Source organism: Endozoicomonas sp. 2B-B (genome assembly GCF_053470045.1).
This window is the reverse complement of record NZ_JBLZMU010000002.1, coordinates 287,758-306,036: the sequence shown is the minus strand read 5'-3', so window position 1 is coordinate 306,036 and position 18,279 is coordinate 287,758. Positions and strand designations below refer to the sequence as shown.

General features: G+C 48.5%; 12 protein-coding genes. 3 read left to right on the top strand and 9 right to left on the bottom strand.

The genetic code is table 11. The features are described from left to right. Positions 1–91 precede the first annotated feature (91 nt). On the top strand, positions 92–763 hold the full coding sequence (locus ACOMHB_RS25590; RefSeq protein WP_448218872.1) for an OmpW/AlkL family protein: 672 nt from the start codon (positions 92–94) through the stop codon (positions 761–763). A 45-nt stretch (positions 764–808) separates the two neighbouring features. Here the strand turns inward: ACOMHB_RS25590 and ACOMHB_RS25585 are convergent, their stop codons facing one another. From ACOMHB_RS25585 to ACOMHB_RS25575, 3 genes are all read right to left on the bottom strand, one after another. Beyond that, positions 809–2,101, bottom strand: a complete 1,293-nt coding sequence (locus ACOMHB_RS25585; RefSeq protein ID WP_448218871.1) for an adenylosuccinate synthase — start codon at positions 2,099–2,101, stop codon at positions 809–811. A gap of 135 nt (positions 2,102–2,236) precedes the next feature. Beyond that, on the bottom strand, positions 2,237–3,421 hold the full coding sequence (locus tag ACOMHB_RS25580) for an ATP phosphoribosyltransferase regulatory subunit (protein WP_448218870.1): 1,185 nt from the start codon (positions 3,419–3,421) through the stop codon (positions 2,237–2,239). Positions 3,422–3,537: 116 nt separating this feature from the next. Continuing rightward, positions 3,538–3,723 carry a DUF2065 domain-containing protein gene (locus tag ACOMHB_RS25575; protein WP_317146501.1) on the bottom strand — a complete coding sequence of 62 codons (186 nt, stop codon included), beginning with the start codon at positions 3,721–3,723 and terminating at the stop codon, positions 3,538–3,540. Between the two features lie 629 nt (positions 3,724–4,352). Between ACOMHB_RS25575 and ACOMHB_RS25570 the strand changes: the two genes are divergently transcribed. After that, positions 4,353–7,313, top strand: coding sequence for a death domain-containing protein (locus ACOMHB_RS25570; RefSeq protein ID WP_448218869.1), 2,961 nt, complete (start codon positions 4,353–4,355; stop codon positions 7,311–7,313). A gap of 947 nt (positions 7,314–8,260) precedes the next feature. On the opposite strand, the gene hflC is transcribed toward ACOMHB_RS25570, so the two are convergent. From hflC to miaA, 5 genes are all read right to left on the bottom strand, one after another. Next, the gene (gene hflC, locus ACOMHB_RS25565) at positions 8,261–9,139 is read right to left on the bottom strand and encodes a protease modulator HflC (protein ID WP_422135700.1); all 879 of its coding nucleotides are present in this window, start codon (positions 9,137–9,139) and stop codon (positions 8,261–8,263) included. Further along, on the bottom strand, positions 9,136–10,314 hold the full coding sequence (gene hflK, locus ACOMHB_RS25560; RefSeq protein WP_422135701.1) for an FtsH protease activity modulator HflK: 1,179 nt from the start codon (positions 10,312–10,314) through the stop codon (positions 9,136–9,138). The genes hflC and hflK overlap by 4 nt, the downstream gene beginning before the upstream one ends. 531 nt (positions 10,315–10,845) lie before the next feature. Next, positions 10,846–12,135 carry a ribosome rescue GTPase HflX gene (gene hflX / locus ACOMHB_RS25555; protein WP_448218868.1) on the bottom strand — a complete coding sequence of 430 codons (1,290 nt, stop codon included), beginning with the start codon at positions 12,133–12,135 and terminating at the stop codon, positions 10,846–10,848. A 261-nt stretch (positions 12,136–12,396) separates the two neighbouring features. Continuing rightward, on the bottom strand, positions 12,397–12,654 hold the full coding sequence (gene hfq, locus ACOMHB_RS25550; protein ID WP_317144701.1) for an RNA chaperone Hfq: 258 nt from the start codon (positions 12,652–12,654) through the stop codon (positions 12,397–12,399). Between the two features lie 306 nt (positions 12,655–12,960). Continuing rightward, positions 12,961–13,950, bottom strand: coding sequence for a tRNA (adenosine(37)-N6)-dimethylallyltransferase MiaA (miaA, locus tag ACOMHB_RS25545; RefSeq protein WP_448218867.1), 990 nt, complete (start codon positions 13,948–13,950; stop codon positions 12,961–12,963). A 317-nt stretch (positions 13,951–14,267) separates the two neighbouring features. Here miaA and ACOMHB_RS25540 point away from each other — a divergent pair, with 317 nt between their 5' ends. Continuing rightward, entirely contained in the window at positions 14,268–16,103 is a 1,836-nt protein-coding gene (locus ACOMHB_RS25540; protein ID WP_448218866.1) for an autotransporter domain-containing protein, read from the top strand. Between the two features lie 211 nt (positions 16,104–16,314). Here ACOMHB_RS25540 and mutL read toward each other — a convergent pair whose 3' ends face one another. Beyond that, positions 16,315–18,255, bottom strand: a complete 1,941-nt coding sequence (gene mutL / locus ACOMHB_RS25535; protein ID WP_422135705.1) for a DNA mismatch repair endonuclease MutL — start codon at positions 18,253–18,255, stop codon at positions 16,315–16,317. Between the last annotated feature and the right edge of the window lie 24 nt (positions 18,256–18,279).

Here is an 18,279-nt window from a genome sequence, read left to right as displayed (position 1 = left end):
TTGATTCAGATCAATATTGCACCACGAACAACTAATTAAAATGTTAATAGTTAACAAAGAAACTTTCTACACACACCTACAAGGGACCACCATGAACAGAAACGTTCTCTCACTCACTATTGCTGCAGCAATTGCTGTTTCTGCTACCTCTGCTCAGGCTTATGAGGCCGGAGATTTTATTTTCCGGGGCGGAGTAGCCAGCGTTCAGACCAATGTTGACAGTGGGGGATTAAAAACCAACGGGTTTGAGGAAAAAAACAAAACAGTTGACGTCAATAATGACACTCAGCTGGGACTCTCCTTTACCTACATGCTGTCGGATAAGTTTGGTGTTGAGCTGCTGGCAGCGACACCGTTCAAACACACTCTGAAAGGAAAAGGTGATCTGGCAGGATTGGGAGATTTTGCCGAAGTTAAACACTTACCACCGACTTTGAGCCTGCAATACTACCCGATGGACAAAAACGCCAGGTTCCAGCCTTACCTGGGACTTGGTTTGAACTACACCGTTTTCTTCAGTGAAGATTTCAAAGGCTCCGCCAGTGATACCTTCAGCGATCTGGAACTGGACAGTTCATTGGGCCTGAGTGGACAACTGGGCTTTGACTATCAACTGAACGAGCATTGGGCCGTGAATGCTGCTGTATGGTATATGGACATCAATACCACAGCGAAGTTCAGGGACGACTCTGGACACCGCTACAAGCTGGACGCAGAACTGGACCCACTGGTTTACATGGCCGGTGTTTCTTACAGGTTCTGATGGCGAAGAAGCCCCCGCCGCCAGTAAATCCGGCGGGGGACCGGATCAGCCGAAAGGCTGTTCCAGAATAATGGTTTCTACACGATCCGGGCCGGTAGAAACGATATGGATAGGTGTTCCCACCACTTCTTCCAGACGGCGGATGTAGGCGCGGGCATTTTCCGGCAGATCATTCAGGCTCCTGGCACCAAATGTAGACTCACACCAGCCGGGCACTTCTTCATAAACCGGTTGAATTGCTTCGTACTCTTCTGCATCCACAGGGGTCGTAATGGACTCACCCCGGGCATTCTTGTAACCGGTGCAGATCTTGATAGTTTGCAGGCCATCCAGAACATCCAGCTTGGTCAGACAGAGACCGGATACGGAGTTGATCTGAACAGACTGACGCAGAGCCACAGCGTCAAACCAGCCACAACGACGGGGACGGCCAGTGGTCGCACCAAACTCATTGCCTTTCCTGGCCAGGTGCATACCCACATCGTCAAACAGCTCGGTCGGGAAAGGACCAGAACCGACACGAGTCGTGTAAGCCTTGGTAATACCCAGAACGTAGTCCAGATAGAGAGGGCCAAAACCACTGCCGGTAGAAACACCACCGGCTGTGGTGTTGGACGAAGTGACGAATGGGTAGGTACCGTGATCAATATCCAACAGAGAGCCCTGAGCCCCCTCAAACAGAATGTTGTCACCCTTGCCATGGTGCTCATGAACCTTGTCGGTCACACGCTCAATCATAGGTTTGATCTGTTCACCCATGGCCAGTGCTTCATCCAGAGTCTTCTGAAAATCTACTGTATCAGCCTTGTAGTAGTGCTCCAGAGCAAAGTTATGGTACTCCATGACTTCTTTCAGTTTCTGGGCAAAACGCTCAGGATGCAGAAGATCGGCAACACGCAGTCCACGGCGAGCTACTTTGTCTTCGTAGGCAGGGCCAATACCACGACCGGTGGTACCGATTTTGTCCTTGCCTCGTGCCAATTCACGGGCCTGGTCCAGGGCAATGTGATAAGGAAGAATCAGCGGGCAGGACGGGCTGATTCGCAGACGTTCACGAACAGGAACGCCACCTTCTTCCAGCTTGTGAATCTCTTTCAGCAGAGCTTCAGGAGACAGAACTACGCCATTACCGATGTAGCATACAACGCCTTCGCGCAGAATACCGGAAGGAATCAGGTGCAGAACGGTTTTTTCACCGTCGATCACCAATGTATGGCCGGCATTATGGCCGCCCTGGAAACGCACAACCGCTTTTGCCTGCTCAGTCAGCAGGTCAACGATTTTGCCCTTACCTTCGTCACCCCATTGAGTGCCGAGTACGACAACAGTCTTACCCATGGTAAACGGTCTCTTACTTTCTAAAATAAACAGACATGACAAAGTTCAGTTCAAAACATTTTCTGAACCGACTCTCATGCATCTGTGACAGGCCGGAGAAGTTTAACTGAAATCAATTTCGATCAGACTTCCGGGTTATTCTACAACCCACTCTCCGTCACGGCAGACCAGCTGCCGGTCGCAACCCGTGCCTGCAGCGTCTGTCTCTTGTTCAGGCAGTTGGTAAACTACCCGTTGTCCCTGGCGACGCAGTTTCTTTACAACAGCAGGATCTGCAGCAACAGGGGCAAATATCGTCATTCGTTCGTCACTGGCATCCGTTTTCAGATCCGGAAGGCTCTTCAGCTCAATTAACGTCTTCAGGTCTGTACTGAAACCGGTAGCAGGGCGGGCTCTGCCAAAGATCCGCCCAATGCCGTCATATCGGCCGCCTTTGGCGATCGCCTGTCCCTTTCCGGGAACATACGCAGCAAACACGACGCCTGTATGATAGTTATAACCGCGCAACTCACCCATATCGAGGTAGAGGTTAGCTGACGGGTAAAGCTCAGCGACCTTGCCGGCAATCACTTCCAGCTGGTCGAGCGCTTTGAAAACAGCCTCAGGCGCGTCCTTCAGTACCGCACGGGCATCATTGATGACACTGGCATGACCTGTCAGGGATGTCAGCGCTTTAAACATCTTTGCGGTGCCCGAACAGATTTGCCAGCTGGCCAGCAGTTCAGATACTTCACACACCGCTTTTCTTTGCAGAGCATCAAACAGTTTCTGCTCCTGCTGTTCACTCAGTCCGGCATACTCCACCAGTGAACGATAGATCCGCACATGACCCAGATCGAGGTTCACAGACTCAATACCGATCGCTGCCAGTGTTTCCAGCATCAGGGAAATGACTTCAATATCACTCTCGACGCCGCCATGACCATAAAGTTCTGCACCCAGCTGAATGGGCGACCTTGTGGCTCCCAACGACGCTGAACGAGTGTGAAACACGCTGCTCGCGTAGCAAAGTCGAACCGGCCCTTTTGCTTTCAGGGTGTGGGCGTCAATTCTGGCAACAGCTGGCGTGGTATCCGCCCTTAACCCCATCGTTCTACCCGTGAGTTGATCTGTTACTTTAAACGTCTGCAACTCCAGATCGCGGCCCAGACCAGCTGTCAGTGACTCCATGAACTCCAGATGAGGAGGAATCACCAGCTCGTAGCCCCAGCAATCGAATAAATCCAGCATCTCACGACGAAGCATTTCTGCCTGACGTGCTCGTGGAGCAAGAATTTCCTCAATGCCATCTGGCAATAACCAGCGATCTGCGACGGTCATAACAGCCCTCTTTTTTTCGCTTTTACCACTGTGCCAGAAGTCTGTTGGACTAAAGGCTGTCCTGAGGCGGACAACTCAAGTCTGACAGGCTCCTGGAGCGATAAACTATTCCGCTTTTACGTGAGCATACTCAGAATTATGAGTCCTACCAACATGCTGCCAAAACCTGCCATGCGCAGCTGCCGGTTATCAATCTCTGACAACTTTGTGACCATATTGCGCCAGCGCTGGGGATACAAAAAAGGCAAGACGCCTTCCAGAACCAGCATCAGACTCAAGGCTATGCCCAGATGTTGCAACATATCCACAGGATGACTCCCCAAAGCTTTTAGTCCGGACAGGTCCACAAAAAAACCGGGCAGAACCCGGTTTGCGGTATCATACCACTGGCTGAAGCAGACTTCACGACCAGTAGTCGATAATTTATCAGTCTCTGATCAACCGGCAAGAGCAAAAGCACTGTTTCATTTCTTCATCGTCAGAGATCGCAACCCGCTTTTTGTGAGCCTGTCCGTTGGGAAGCGATCATCCGGATATAATGAAACTCAATCAAGGCCCTCACTCTACCGCTGATTCTGGATGGCGCATTGCCATTTTTGTATCCCCGACGCCGACAAATATGTTAACAAAATTGCCAATAATTGATAAACGACAGCTTTGAACGACAGGCTCTATCAGCAGACAGGACTCGCAACTACAACTGTACCTGCGCAAGAGAAGCATAATCAGTCGCCTGCGATCAGAATAGATCGCCTCTGTATCTTTTCTTCATTCCCAAAATTCTTAAGCCATGAAACAGGATAGCTTCGATTTTGAAAAACACAAAAAACGTGAAATTACCGTTTATGTCTTCCCGTGCAATTCTTCTGAGCTGGCACGTTGAACATGAACAGATGGGAGATAAATAATACAGCTTCAGATTTAGGGTCTATTGTTATGCCTCAACAATAAAAATCTATGGGCAAATTCAATTATGAAAGTAAAAAGATTTCTCACTATGGCTCGCCTGTTTCTGTTATTCGCTCTGTCGGTCATTTTGCCGGTCTCCGGTCATAGTTCTGCTGTTTCCGATCTATTGAGCTGGGCGGGATGGGGGGACTCCTTCAAATCCCCGAAGACAACAGAATTTATTAATAAAATGTCGTTTATAGAGAACAATCCGTCTCTTCACCTTGTTTACGATCTTAAAACTGCTGATGATAAAGGCAAGACAATTGAACTGGAAAAAAATCAGCTTTATATCCGTCTGAATAGCAAAGCAGGCGATATCTTTCATTTTTGTTTCAGAACCCCTCCCTCGTTATCCGCAGGAAATTTTCCCTCCCCACCAGTAATTACAGAGGCTTTAACAGGGCAGGGTATGCCTGATATTCAGGCCGGAGGAATGAGAGTGGTCGAACTGACACCAGACAGTGGTGGCTGGCAACATGAATATTTAGCCAGATGGCGTTTACCGGCTGGTAAAGCGTCGTTGGTCCTGTCGGTTCAAGACAATAATGCATGGCGTATACAACCAGAGTGTAGTGGTATTTTTTCACAAAGCACCGGTCTACCGTCACCATCCGGTGGCAACACTTCTGGTAACAATACTTCCGACAATAAAAAGCTATCATTTGTCGATATTTTTTTCCGTAACCCTCAGGTTCCGGAAAACGGGTTCAATAATCCTGACGATACCAGCCGTTTCAATGGGCCTTCTGTAGTACCTCAAACCCCTGAGACCGCAGATAACAGCGAGCTATACACAAACTCCGGCGGTGGCGGTTTTGGTGGCGGCGATGATTCAGACGATTTATTTAAAAAAAGGCCGGGAGGTGGTATGGCTCCCCTTTACTCTTTTGAACTGATGAGTGAACTGGTCAGTAGAATAGTCCTGGTGCGTCTCCCCGACACTAACGGTCAGGCTGTTAAGAAACGAGTTTGGGATACCCGGATTGTTCTCAAAATCAAGCGTGGCTGGAATGAGCAGACCATCCTTATTTCACAACATCTGTGGAATAAGATAAAGGGTGCAAACCTTGAGCGGAATCCGCGACTTTTTATGGCATTGCTCAGGAATCCGGATAATCCGGAAGCAGCATTTGATCATTACCAGAGCAACAACCCGGAACAGACAGAAGACTATCGTGTTTATACAGAACAAGAGTTCATTTTAAGCCCTAAGCAATTAATTAGTGTTTCAGTATTTCCGGGCAGCTGTCCAACGGGGATAAGTTGCCCGAAAGGTACTGAAACCACTGCAAAAGATGCCAGAGTTGATCTGAAACCTCCCTCCTACAGGCAATCTCAGGAGGCCTACAGTCATCATAATCGACGCCTCTTCGGTGAAAGCGGAAATGGGGAAGACGATGGTTCCGGCGGGGCACCCAACAACGTGTATTGCCAACATTGTCAGAGACAAAAACCTGTAGTCTTTAACAATATGTGCTTCGACTGCGCTAATGCTGGCATGGTTGCATTTGAGCGGGATCTCAGCGAACCGCCTCCTATTGTAACAAGTAAGGAAATACCGGTAGCCGTGGCAGAGTGGGTTGATACCTCAGCGATCAGACTAACACGATGGCTCGGTGAACTGGTCTATGAAAGACGAGAGTCGGATATTTTTCACTCCAGCCATTTCTACAAAAAGTATGAACTTTATAACCTTCTAACTGAAAATATTTTACAGCATAAAGAGACTCTGGAAAAATTTCACAAGTACTGGGTTAAATTTTCCAGAGGTTCAATATCTGCTGGTAACTTGATTCTACAGGTCGGTGTGCTGGCTAAGAATCATGGAATCGACAAGCATGTTGAAATAGCAAGAATTGTTAAGACACTGGCCCGTCACCGGGACATATTTGAGACCCAGGCCTTTTTGAATCAATTCACAGAAAACAAATTAGCCAGTGAGCTGATAAGCAATAATCTTGCGACACATAACGAGTTATATAATCTCGTATATTCACAAGTAGATAACCAAAAGAAAAAAGAATTAATGGATTTTATTTATCAAATATTCAAACAAACCAGTGATTTACTGGCAGAGAAAACGGTTCCTTCGACATATGACACATTCAGATATTTAAGCGAGTTATCCAGAGAACTGTTTAGAGATTATCGTTTTGGCTTTCCGAATTATAGAGATGGTCAGCTGGATATTATCCCCTGGGGCTTTGGACAACATACCTTTATTACTGAATCTAACGTACATAAATTAGAAAGGAATTTGCAATCTCAAACACTTTATGGCGTTGGATTTTATATTTCTGACAATAATCCATCCACACCTGAACAAGTTATGGCTATATTCACCGGCTTGGCTATTTTAAGCACAACACTCGTGGAATGTGGCGAGTTTATGCACAAACTTTCTCAGGATCAACGTCAGCTTTTCCTTTATTTTGCCAAGACTGCCAGAAAAGAACTTATTAATTTACTGAACTCAACCAGTTCAGAGCAAAAAAATGCGTTCTTAAACAGTATGTTTTTCGTCTTTGGCGAGATTCCCAGAGAATTGGCTGATGAACTGGCTCAGGAACAGCCATCCACACCTGTCAGCGGACTGGCTGCTATGCGAACAGCGGCAGAACCCCAGCGTGAGCAAACAACAGGATACACTCTGGACTCACCTTTACCAGAAAAAATATTCATAGATTATGGTTACGAGATAGGTACTAAATGGAAAATGTTTGCCAGACGTACGGAAGGAGGTTTTAGAGAACCCCAATTAGATGCTATAGATCATGATAACAGACAACTCTTCGATAAGGTGATGGCAATGCTGTACCAATGGAAGCGAGGCTCTCGTCGACCTATTACCTTCAGAGACTTCCTAAGTACCCTTAAAAAAATAGACCGAAATGATATTAGAAGCTCAATAGAGCAAAGATATAATCTTCCTCAAATATAGAGTTTTTAAAATAGCTCCGCTATTTAACTCATATTCAGCTAAAACAACCATCTCATTATCGTATGACAAGAGATGGTTGTTGTGCTCTCGTCTAACCACCTAATGTTCTTTCAGGAACTTTCCTCACAGACAGTTTTCTGGCCAGTATGCGAGCGCCAAAATATCTACCACAATTCTGCTAACTTCCTATTCCTCTGTAGCGACGATTTCGAGACAAAGCTTGGTATGAAAGGGTGAATAGGTGACCGATAGCAAGTATTCTGCAAGCCTATTACCTCAAGCAGTCAGCTTTCGTGCAACGCACCCATTGACTGGCAAAGATGGTGACCAAAGGAAACTGGGTTGTCTGTCTGGATCACACCAACTGAGACTTTGGTCAGTTCAAAATCAACATCATGATGGTCGCTAAGTAGGAGTTCGACATTCTCGCGAAGGAAGTCGTCATTCCCGCGAGGGAGGCTGTTGCAAAACTCTGGTTCGCATGCTGCAGCGTGGGAAGCGATACCCATCTCGCACTGCAGAGTCAGCTTTTCAGGGGAGGTATGCGTTCCCACGCAGAGCTTGTTGGGCTTTTGCGACAGCCTCAGAGCTTGGGAACGAGTTGTTAGAGTTTTGCGACAGCCCCCTTCGCGGGAATGACGGGAGTGAAGCCGGGAATCATTCAGCTTGAGTTAATAAGCTTGCAGCTATATCTGCTGGAGAGTAGCCACTCACCCTTTTATATCAGGATTCCTTACGAAACTGCCCCCTACAGAGCTTCTATTCGTAGCCTGTTTCGCTGTGCAGGATAAGAGGGGAGCCCTCACCCCGTGAAGAAGCCGAAGGCAATAGGCAGGCTATGGCCGAGGTTGCAACATACTCACAGGTCTCTGGTCAGCCATCAAGGGCAGAGGCACTGCTTCAGTTCATCCGAACTTCCGCAATGCCCTGCCCGGCAAACTGTCCGCTTACTTTTTGCTACCTGAGTGACTGTTCAGATAGTTGAAGAAATCATTATCCGGTTCCAGCAACAGGATGTCGCCTTTACTGTCAAAGGACTCTTTATAAGCCTGAAGGCTACGATAGAATGCGTAAAATTCAGGGTCCTGACGGTAAGCCCCGGCATAAACTTCTGCCGCCTTGGCATCGCCATCACCTCGAACAATCTCTGCGTCCTTGTAGGCGTCTGCCTGAATAACGCGCTGTTCCCGGTCCGCATTAGCACGGATACCTTCAGCCATTTCCTGACCTTTGGAGCGGTATTCCTGAGCCTCTTTCTCACGCTCGGAAGACATACGTTCGAAGACCGAGTCACTGACCTGAGGTGGCAGGTCTACTTTTTTAACCCGGACATCCACAACAGTCACACCCAGCTCTTCTCTGGCCACTTTATCCAGGTTGCTGGTGATATCATTCATCAGCTTGTCACGCTGACCGGATACCACTTCATTCAGTGTCAAACCACCAAACTTGTTACGCATTCTGGATTCAGCACGCTGGGAAAGCAGCGTGTTGGCACGATAAATGTCGCCGGCTGTCGCCTTGTAGAACTTGGCGACATCTGCTATTCGCCACTTGATGTAAGAGTCCACAATAACCGCTTTCTGTTCCAGTGTCAGAAAACGTTCTGATGGCACTTCGAGATGTTGCAGACGGGCATCGAAAATACGCACGTTGTCTACAAACGGGAATTTCAAATGCAGACCCGGTTTCAGGTTAGGGTTCACCAGCTGACCAAAACGCAGTTGCACTGCACGCTCACGCTCGCTGATGACAAAGAGACAACTCCAGGCCAGAACCAGGATGACCAGACCAGCGATCAGAGCTGTAAAACCTTTCTGACTCATCGACCAACCCTCCCACTGCTTCGTGCACTGTTCACTCGCTTGCTCAACTCCTCTGCAACGCGATTACTGATGTCAGTCAAATCCTGACTGCTCAGCTCAGCTGGCTGGGCTGGCATGGATGACTTGCCCTGGGTCAATTTATCCAGTGGCAGGTAGATCATATTGTTGCCACCCTTGACGTCCACCAGTACCTTGCTGGTGCCCTTCAGGACTTCTTCAACGGTTTCGATGTAGAGACGCTCACGTGTCACTTCAGGTGCACGCTTGTACTCTGTCAAGAGCTTGGAGAAACGATCTGATTCACCTTCAGCCCTGGCAATGACTTCATCACGGTAAGCATTAGCTTCCTCAATGGTCCGCTGAGCCTTACCACGCGCTTCAGGGATAATCTTGTTCGCGTAAGCTTCCGCCTTGTTCTTGGCACGTTGCTCGTCTTCCCGTGCACGAATTACGTCATCAAAAGCAGCCTGAACTTCTTTTGGAGGCTGGGCACTTTCAATGTTGACCTTACCGATGCGCAGACCCGTCCCATAGTTTTCCTGGTATTCCTGCAAACGGGCACGAACTTCCTGCCCCAGAACTTCACGTCCCTGGGTCAGTACCTGGTACATCTCGGAGCTGCCGACCACATGACGCAGCGCACTCTGGGTGGCCTGCTCAAGACTCATCAGAGGCTTGGCAACATTCAGAACATAATTTTTAACGTCTTCAATGTTGTATTGGACAGACATGGAGACTTCAACAATGTTTTCGTCTTCAGTCAGCATCTGCTGTCTCAGGTTATAGGTACGGAGTTCGGTCACCTTTTCCAGAAACTTGCTTTCAAAGGGCGGGAAGTATATGTGAAGACCCGGACCAACGGTCTCGGTATATACCCCAAAGCGCAGAATAACGGCGCGCTCTTTTTCATCGACGGTGTAAATTGCGTTCCAGAGGTAGGCAACAATTGCCAGAACAATGATTCCGATAAACATTCCTGAGGAGGAACCGGAATTACTGCTCCCTTTACCTGAACCACCCCCACTCTTGCCACCACCAAACATTGAGTTCAGTTTGTCCTGCAGTTTGCGGAATGCTTCATCCAGATCAGGTGGTCCCTGATTTTTGCCACCACCCTTATTATTTCCACTACCCCATGGATCCTGGCTGTTTCCACCCGGCTCGTTCCAGGCCATATATGTCTCCGTAGAGTCAGTAACGAATTCTTTGCCCAGCTGGTGCGTCAGGACTTGCATCGTCCAAACTGGCTCTGTGAGCAAACTATTTCGCTGTAAAGCTGACCTTTGTCGCAACGACAGGGTAACTCTCTTTACAGCAGTGCGTAAAATCCATAAGGCGATCGGCCTGACAGATATGTGAACCTGACCTTGCCCGGACAGGCATGGCGTCTTTCCGGTCGTGTGAACCAAAGGCTTGACTGAAACAGTGTACATTCAGCAAATCCGGATACCACAACTTTCGGCGACAGACCAAGGCTGATTGTGTCGCTCCGGGAGCCCATCGGACCAAAACTTTTGAGTACGAAACCGCCCTGAGTCACAAAGTCCTCCAGGAGCCTGTCCGACTTAAGCAACCCCAGTAGGACAGTCTTAAGTCCATCAGGCTCCTAGGCCAGATTGTAGAGTTTGGAGAGCAGGAAGTGCAAGCTCATATTAGTAATCGCCGCAACTTCCTGACACCTTGCTGACTATTCATTAACAATAATCCTACCCTTCAATCAGACAACCTGTCTGTAAACCTTCCTGTTTTGCCACCCGTTCGAAGTCACTTCTTGGCATGCGGATATCCAGCAACAGTTCACCTTTGTCAGAATACTCTTCTGTCTGGATAGCACCCATTTGGTACAAGCGTGCCCTCACTTTTCCCTGATTGGCCTGAAGCATCAGACGCCCCTGAATCATATCATTGCCCAGCAATTCGGTGATGGCCTGACCGATTAACTCCAGACCTGCACCGTCTTTTGCACAGACCCAGACTCTTTCAGGTTGTCCATTATCATCACGCTGGATTTTTGGCGCCACCTCAGCCAGCAGATCAATCTTGTTATAAATCTGAAGAATGGGTAGTTCATTGGCATCAATTTCTTTCAGAACTTCATGCACTTCCCTGATATTTTCCAGACGCTCCGGATCATGGGCATCGATCACGTGCAACAGCAAATCTGCCTGACGGGTTTCCTCCAGTGTCGCCCGAAAGGCTTCCACCAGTTTATGAGGCAGGTGTCGAATAAATCCAACCGTATCTGCCAGGATCACCGGCCCCAGATCAGCAAGATCCAGCCTTCTCAACGTTGGCTCCAGTGTTGCGAACAACTGATCCTGTGCATAAACGTCTGACTGAGTCATGCTATTAAATAATGTCGACTTGCCCGCATTGGTATAACCTACCAGAGAGACCTGCGGCACTTCTGCCCTCTTTCGGGAACGCCGTCCCTGGTCACGCTGTTTACGAACTTTTTCCAAACGACGGGTGATGCTTTTGATTCTTGCCCTGAGCAATCTGCGGTCGGTCTCCAGCTGGGTCTCACCCGGCCCCCGCAGACCAATCCCCCCTTTCTGTCTTTCAAGGTGAGTCCAGCCGCGGATTAAGCGGGTACTCATATATTCAAGCTGAGCCAATTCAACCTGCAGCTTACCCTCAAAGGTTCTGGCACGCTGGGCAAAAATATCCAGTATCAGTCCGGTGCGGTCAATGACACGGCATTCCAGTTCTTTTTCAAGGTTTCTGGCCTGACTGGGTGACAGGGCATGGTTAAACAGAACGACTTCGGCTTTGTGCTGAAGCACAGATTGACGGATTTCTTCAACTTTACCGGGACCGACAAAATAGCGGGGAGAAGGAGACCGGACATTCACCGTGATAAAAGCAAGGGTTTCAACACCTGCAGAACGAACCAGCTCCATGAATTCCTGCGGATCTTCCCGTTCCTTGTCTTCACTCATATCCGGATGAACAAGGATTGCACTTTCACCACCTTCATGGCGCTCAAAAAACAAACAAAACTCCTGAAATTATTTTCTTTCGATAGGGGTTATTAACCATTCATTAACAGAACAGGAAATATTGAGACGGTCTGAATTGACCATTAAAACAGACTGCCAGCCCCAATAGTATACTGCCCGGTTATTTTTCTACACAGCTGTTTTTTCCATAAAACAATTTTCATGCTTAAAATGTTTCAATCGTACACGACCTGTTTATGAAACTCATAAACGTCAAAAGGCGCTATAAAGCGCCTTTTAATCAATCAGCAAAACTTATTCTTGCTCGTCGTGCTCGCCCATACCTTCCTGACCCTGCATTGGCAGTCGAACCGGGCGGCTTGGCACTACAGTTGATACTGCGTGCTTGTAAACCATCTGGCTAACGGTGTTTTTCAGAAGGATTACAAACTGATCGAAAGACTCGATCTGTCCCTGGAGTTTAATGCCGTTTACCAAATAAATAGAAACCGGCACGCGCTCTTTACGCAGCACATTAAGGTAAGGGTCTTGTAGAGAATGCCCTTTTGACATTTCTGTACTCCTTATTAATTCTCGGGTTTTGAATAGCCATTGTTCACTTCTAGTTGGGCTATTCGCTCGACCGGCAGTGCCAGTACCTGATTGTTCAATCTGTGTACAGCCCAGAAATTTAGCTGGGCAACAGTAAGCGATGCCCCACACTGCCATCAATAGGTAATACTAGCTACTCATACCGGACCTGCAGAAACTATTGCAGGTGCTCACGTACCAGCCTTTTCCAATGCACTTTGTTAATGCTTTAACCAATACAAAGCTGAGGTCAGGAGACTTGTACAGAAATCACTTTCTTATTATTCCTTATTTAAGGACGGGCTTCAGCCATTTCAAGGCATCTTCCAACCGGTTTTTCGACAAACTGTCCAGCCAATGAATATCAGGCCAGCTTCTGAGCCAGGTCAACTGTCGCTTGGCCAGTTGTCGGGTAGCGATTATCCCTTTTTCCAGCATGGTGGAATAGTCCATCTCTCCTTGAAGATACCCCCAAACCTGACGATAACCAACCGCCCTGATAGAAGGCAGGGAAATATCCAGGTCTCCCCGCTCGTATAAAGCCCTGACTTCATCCACAAAATGGTGCTCCAGCATAAGTTTGAAGCGGGTTTCAATGCGCTGATGGAGCACTGATCGATCCCCGGGAGCAATGGCCAGATTCACCAGATTATAAGGCAGTCGACTGGTTGCCTGCTCCTGATGCCAACGGGAAATCACCTTGCCTGTGGCATAATAGACCTCCAGAGCTCTTTGCAGACGCTGAGTATCCGTCGGTCTAATACGAAGAGCGGCTACAGGATCAACTGTCTGAAGCTCGTCATGGAGCGCCTGCCAGCCCTCAGACTCAGCCCTTCTCATCAACGCTTCCCTGATCCCGGCATCTGCCGCTGGCAAAGTTGCCAGACCGTCTCGAAGCGCCTTGAAATAGAGCATGGTACCTCCCACAAGGAGAGGTATGTTTCCCTTATTAGTAATTTCCGTCATTTCCCTGAGAGCATCCTCACGGAAGTCAGCTGCAGAATATGGCTCGGAAGGGTCGCGGATATCAATCAACCGATGAGGAGCCCTTGCCAGTTCCTGTGCAGAGGGCTTGGCCGTTCCTATATCCATGCCTCTGTAGACCAGTGCCGAATCAACACTGATCAACTCACAGGGCAGTCTCTCCGCCAGCTGGATAGCCAGATCCGTTTTGCCCGATGCAGTGGGCCCCATCAGAAAAATAGCCGGTGGCTGTATTTCTTCAGAAGAAAGAGTCTGTGGCTGTTTTTCTTCAAAAGAAAGCGGTTCGGATGCCATAAACAGAAAAATAATGCGTTATCAGAAAAAACGGGGAGCTGAGTGTACCCGAAGCCTTCCCATGATCAAAAGCTTTGGACTGAAAACTTACCAAAGAGTTCCGCAAGTCTAAGCGAAGATGTTAAAAATTTTTTTACCAATTTGTTGCTGCCACACCAGGGCAGTCTATTCTCGGACAGGCTTCTCAATTTTTTTGGAACACACAAACAATGGAATGACTGACACAAACTGATCAAAAACACGGGTTTATCATGAAAGCAGTCCCCTTTTTATCACCCTCTTACCGAAAAGTACTCTCAGTAGCAGCCTTTTCCTTAATGCTATCCCCTGTAAAAGCTAATGAACTTTATAGTCAGTTTTATAGTTTTGGAGACAGTATCTCAGATACCGGCAATCTGAAAGTCCCTTATGCCGGACGGTTGGTTCCATTAAAGTTCTCAGACAAAACTTTATACAACCAGAATATTGCCGGCACAATGGGGTTTGATTTTCGCCCCTCTATGGATGGCGGCAATAATTTTTCCGTGAGTGGCAACTCCAGTGAGGAAATCCTTTTATCCGTCACGTCAGATACCCCTTATGTGCCTTTAAATCTGGATTTTTTCAAGAATCAGACGCAAGACAGTTTCTTCATGAGAAGCCATGGACAGGCAGATAAAAAAGCCATGTACATGATTCTGGGCGGTAGCAATGATGTTGAATTCGTGACAAACAACTTACGAACTCCCCTGAAAGCCGCTCAGGACCTGGTAGGCACTGCCAATGCACTCCATAGCTATGGCGCTCGTTATATCATTATGCTTAATGTTCCCAACCTTGGAGAAACGCCGGGAGGAGAACATTTGCTGGCTGGTACGCGTGATCAACTCAGAATGGTCAGCAAAGCGATTGATGATGCCGTCCTCACAGAACTCCAGAAGTCCACTGCCAATATCTTCTATCTGAATTTGTATGGTCTGGTGAAAGAGGTATCCGATAACCCGGCAGCCTTTGGTTTTGTTGATCTTTCCCCTGAAAACGCAGACATCACCTGTATGGTTGCGGGCGTTCCCACAGGCGTACCCTGCGAAAAGCCCGATCCCGCTACAGTTATGGGCGGAGACGATAGAGATCGCATCATCACCGGGGTTGCACAGAAGTCCATATTCTGGGATGGCCTGCACCCCAGCAGCGCTATGCACAAAATAGGGAGCGATTACATTTTGTCAGCCATCAGGGCGGCTACCGAAGTCGGCAGCCTGCCAAGAATCGCAGACTCTCATTCAACCACATTGGACAGCAGTATTTTTAATGAGCTGGCACTGCATCGCTGGAAAGACGCAGAGCCGGGTACCCTGTCATTCTTTGGTGGCGGAGCCGGCGCAGAAAGCCAGATTTATGACGCTGTTGCCAGGAAAGCCAATGACAATAAGGGTTTCGTAATCCATGCAGGCCTACACTATCAACTGACAGAAGAATTCAAGCTGGGTGTCGCCTTACAGGGCGCTGAAACACACTACAAACCTGAGCAGTCCGACTATAAAACCAACAGTATTGGTGGCAGCCTTTTTACCAGTTATCAGGGGGAAAGGTTTTTTTCCAATGCGGCATTGAACTATCTTGACCTCGATTACGACAACAAGCGTGGTTTCCATCTGGGTGCCTTGACACGCAAAGAAAGCAGCTCCAGCTCGGGCAAACTCTATGGTTTAAGCATGGACGCAGGCTATGCACTCTACGACAATGGACAGCTAAAGGCAGGCCCTATTGTTTCCGCCAGCTATCATAAATCATCGGTCGACGGTTTTACCGAGTCCGAAAATAACTTGTCCTCTATGGTATTCGGTGATCAGGAGCTGGATTTCAAAAATGCCGCAGCAGGTGTTTTTCTGGATGCGATAAACGACAAAACACGTCTTGGTATTCAGATTGACTACAACAAGGATCTCAATGATGACGACTTGAGAACCATTCAACTGCGACAGAAATTAACTCCCCGGATGGCCTATTTACCCGCTGATATCAGTAGCAAAGATGCCTGGCGAATGAAGTTAAGAGTAGGGCACAGCCTGACAAACGACGTGGAAGTTTACGGCAGCTACCAGTTCAGCAAGGCTGATGACCATCAGACCGATTATCAGGCCTTGCAACTGGGTATTTCCTGGTCGATCTAGTGCGTCTGAGCCTTATATCGTTAACTTACTCACATTCCGCCACCCCCACGAAAGCAGGAGTACAACGAATGTTGGATTCCCGCTTCTGAGGCTGTCGCAAGACCTCTGGTTCCCATGCTTTCAGGCCCTGTGGGTCCCAGCGTGGGAACGAATTGTTAGCGTTTTGCGACACGCTCTTATTCGGGAATGACGGCTGTGTGAGTATCGGCTCCTAACGCCCTCGTAAAAACAGTTTGTCCAACTGATCCAGTGTCAATAACGTCCAGGTAGGTCTTCCGTGATTACACTGTCCACTGCGTTCCGTCTGCTCCATATCCCTGAGCAGAGCGTTCATTTCTTCGATGGAAAGACGACGGTTAGCTCTTACCGAACCATGGCAGGCCATGGTGGCCAGCACTTCATTCATCTGACTTTCCACACGATCACTGTCACCGTGCTGCATCAGATCTGACAAAACATCACGAACCAGCTTTTCAACATCAGCATTGTGAAGCATGACCGGCACTTGTCGAACCAGTAGCGTTTCCGGCCCCATTCGCTCAAGTGTTAATCCAAGCTTTTTGAAGTACTCATAATTCTCTTCTGCACAGGTCGCCTCACGATCGCTGACAGCTATTGATTTTGGCACCAGCAGGGGCTGGGCTTTAATACCATCGGCATGCCAGGAAACTTTCATCCGCTCGTAAGTAATGCGCTCGTGAGCAGCGTGCATGTCCACCAGAATCATCCCCTGCTCGTTCTCAGAGAGAATATAAATACCTTTCAACTGCGCTATGGCAAAACCCAAGGGGGGTATATCTGCTGTCTGCTCTGGCAGATTAACAGATGCAGGCTGAGCAGCTGGCGCATCATTGACGGCCAGTGGCTGACTTTCCTGGACAGAGCTTCGCTCAGTGGCACCAGAAGCATAGAGTTCACTGTAGACCTGAATCTGCTTCTGAATCTGATCTGGCTGAGGTGTTTCTCTTGCCTGTCTTGCACCTGCCGATGCTGATGGCTGCCCGGAAGACGCACCATAAGAATGGGAAGCGGTTGCTGGAGCTGGCGACAGCGGCATACTTTCCTGACTTTTGAACTCGCCACCTTCAACACCTGAAGCCCGGGCCTGGGGTTGTGAAGAGAGAGCGGCTGGTGGCAACTGATCTTCTGGAGACACCTCTCCCAGAGCACGATGCAGGGTACTGAACAGAAAATTATGGACGGTTCGACCATCCCTGAATCGAACCTCATGCTTGGTGGGGTGAACGTTGACATCCACCAGCGCCGGATCAAGCTCAAGATACAAGACAAAGGTTGGATGCCTGCCGCCATAGAGAACATCGCGATAGGCCTGACGAACAGCGTGTGCGACCAGTTTATCCCTGATCACGCGGCCATTGACGAAGAAGTATTGAAGATCAGCACTGGAACGGGAAAACGTTGGCAATCCTACCCAGCCCCAAAGCTTGAGCCCGGAAACATTAACATCAACAATCACCGAGTTTTCAATAAACTTCGGACCACAAAGGGAAGCCACCCGGCGATCTTTCTCAGCCTGAGTGTTACAGGGTCTTAGCTGATGAATACTGCGCTGGTTATGTCTGAGACCAAACCCAACATCAAACCGGGACAGTGCCAGACGCTTCACGACTTCTTCAAGATGGGAAAACTCGGTTTTTTCCGTCCGCAGGAATTTACGCCTTGCAGGGGTATTAAAAAACAGATCCTTGACTTCAATCGTTGTACCCACGGGGTGGGGTGCCGGATTAACAATAGCCTCCATGTCACGCCCTTCGGTACGAACCTGCCAGCCAGACTCCTGACCATCAACATGTGACGTTAATGTTAAGCGTGAAACCGAGCTGACCGAAGCAAGGGCTTCACCACGAAAGCCCAGAGTCCCGACACCTTCCAGATCTTCCAGTTCAGAAATCTTGCTGGTGGCGTGTCGCGACAGAGCCAGTGCCAGATCATCTTTGGCAATGCCATGTCCGTCATCACGAATACGGATCAATTTGACACCACCATTTTCTACCTCGACATTCACTCGTTTGGCACCGGCATCAAGACTGTTTTCCAACAGTTCTTTAACAACCGATGCGGGACGTTCAACCACCTCACCGGCAGCAATCTGGTTAGCGAGTCGGGTATCGAGTAAACGAATAGGTTTCATAAAAGGCAGGTCAGTCAGTCCGGT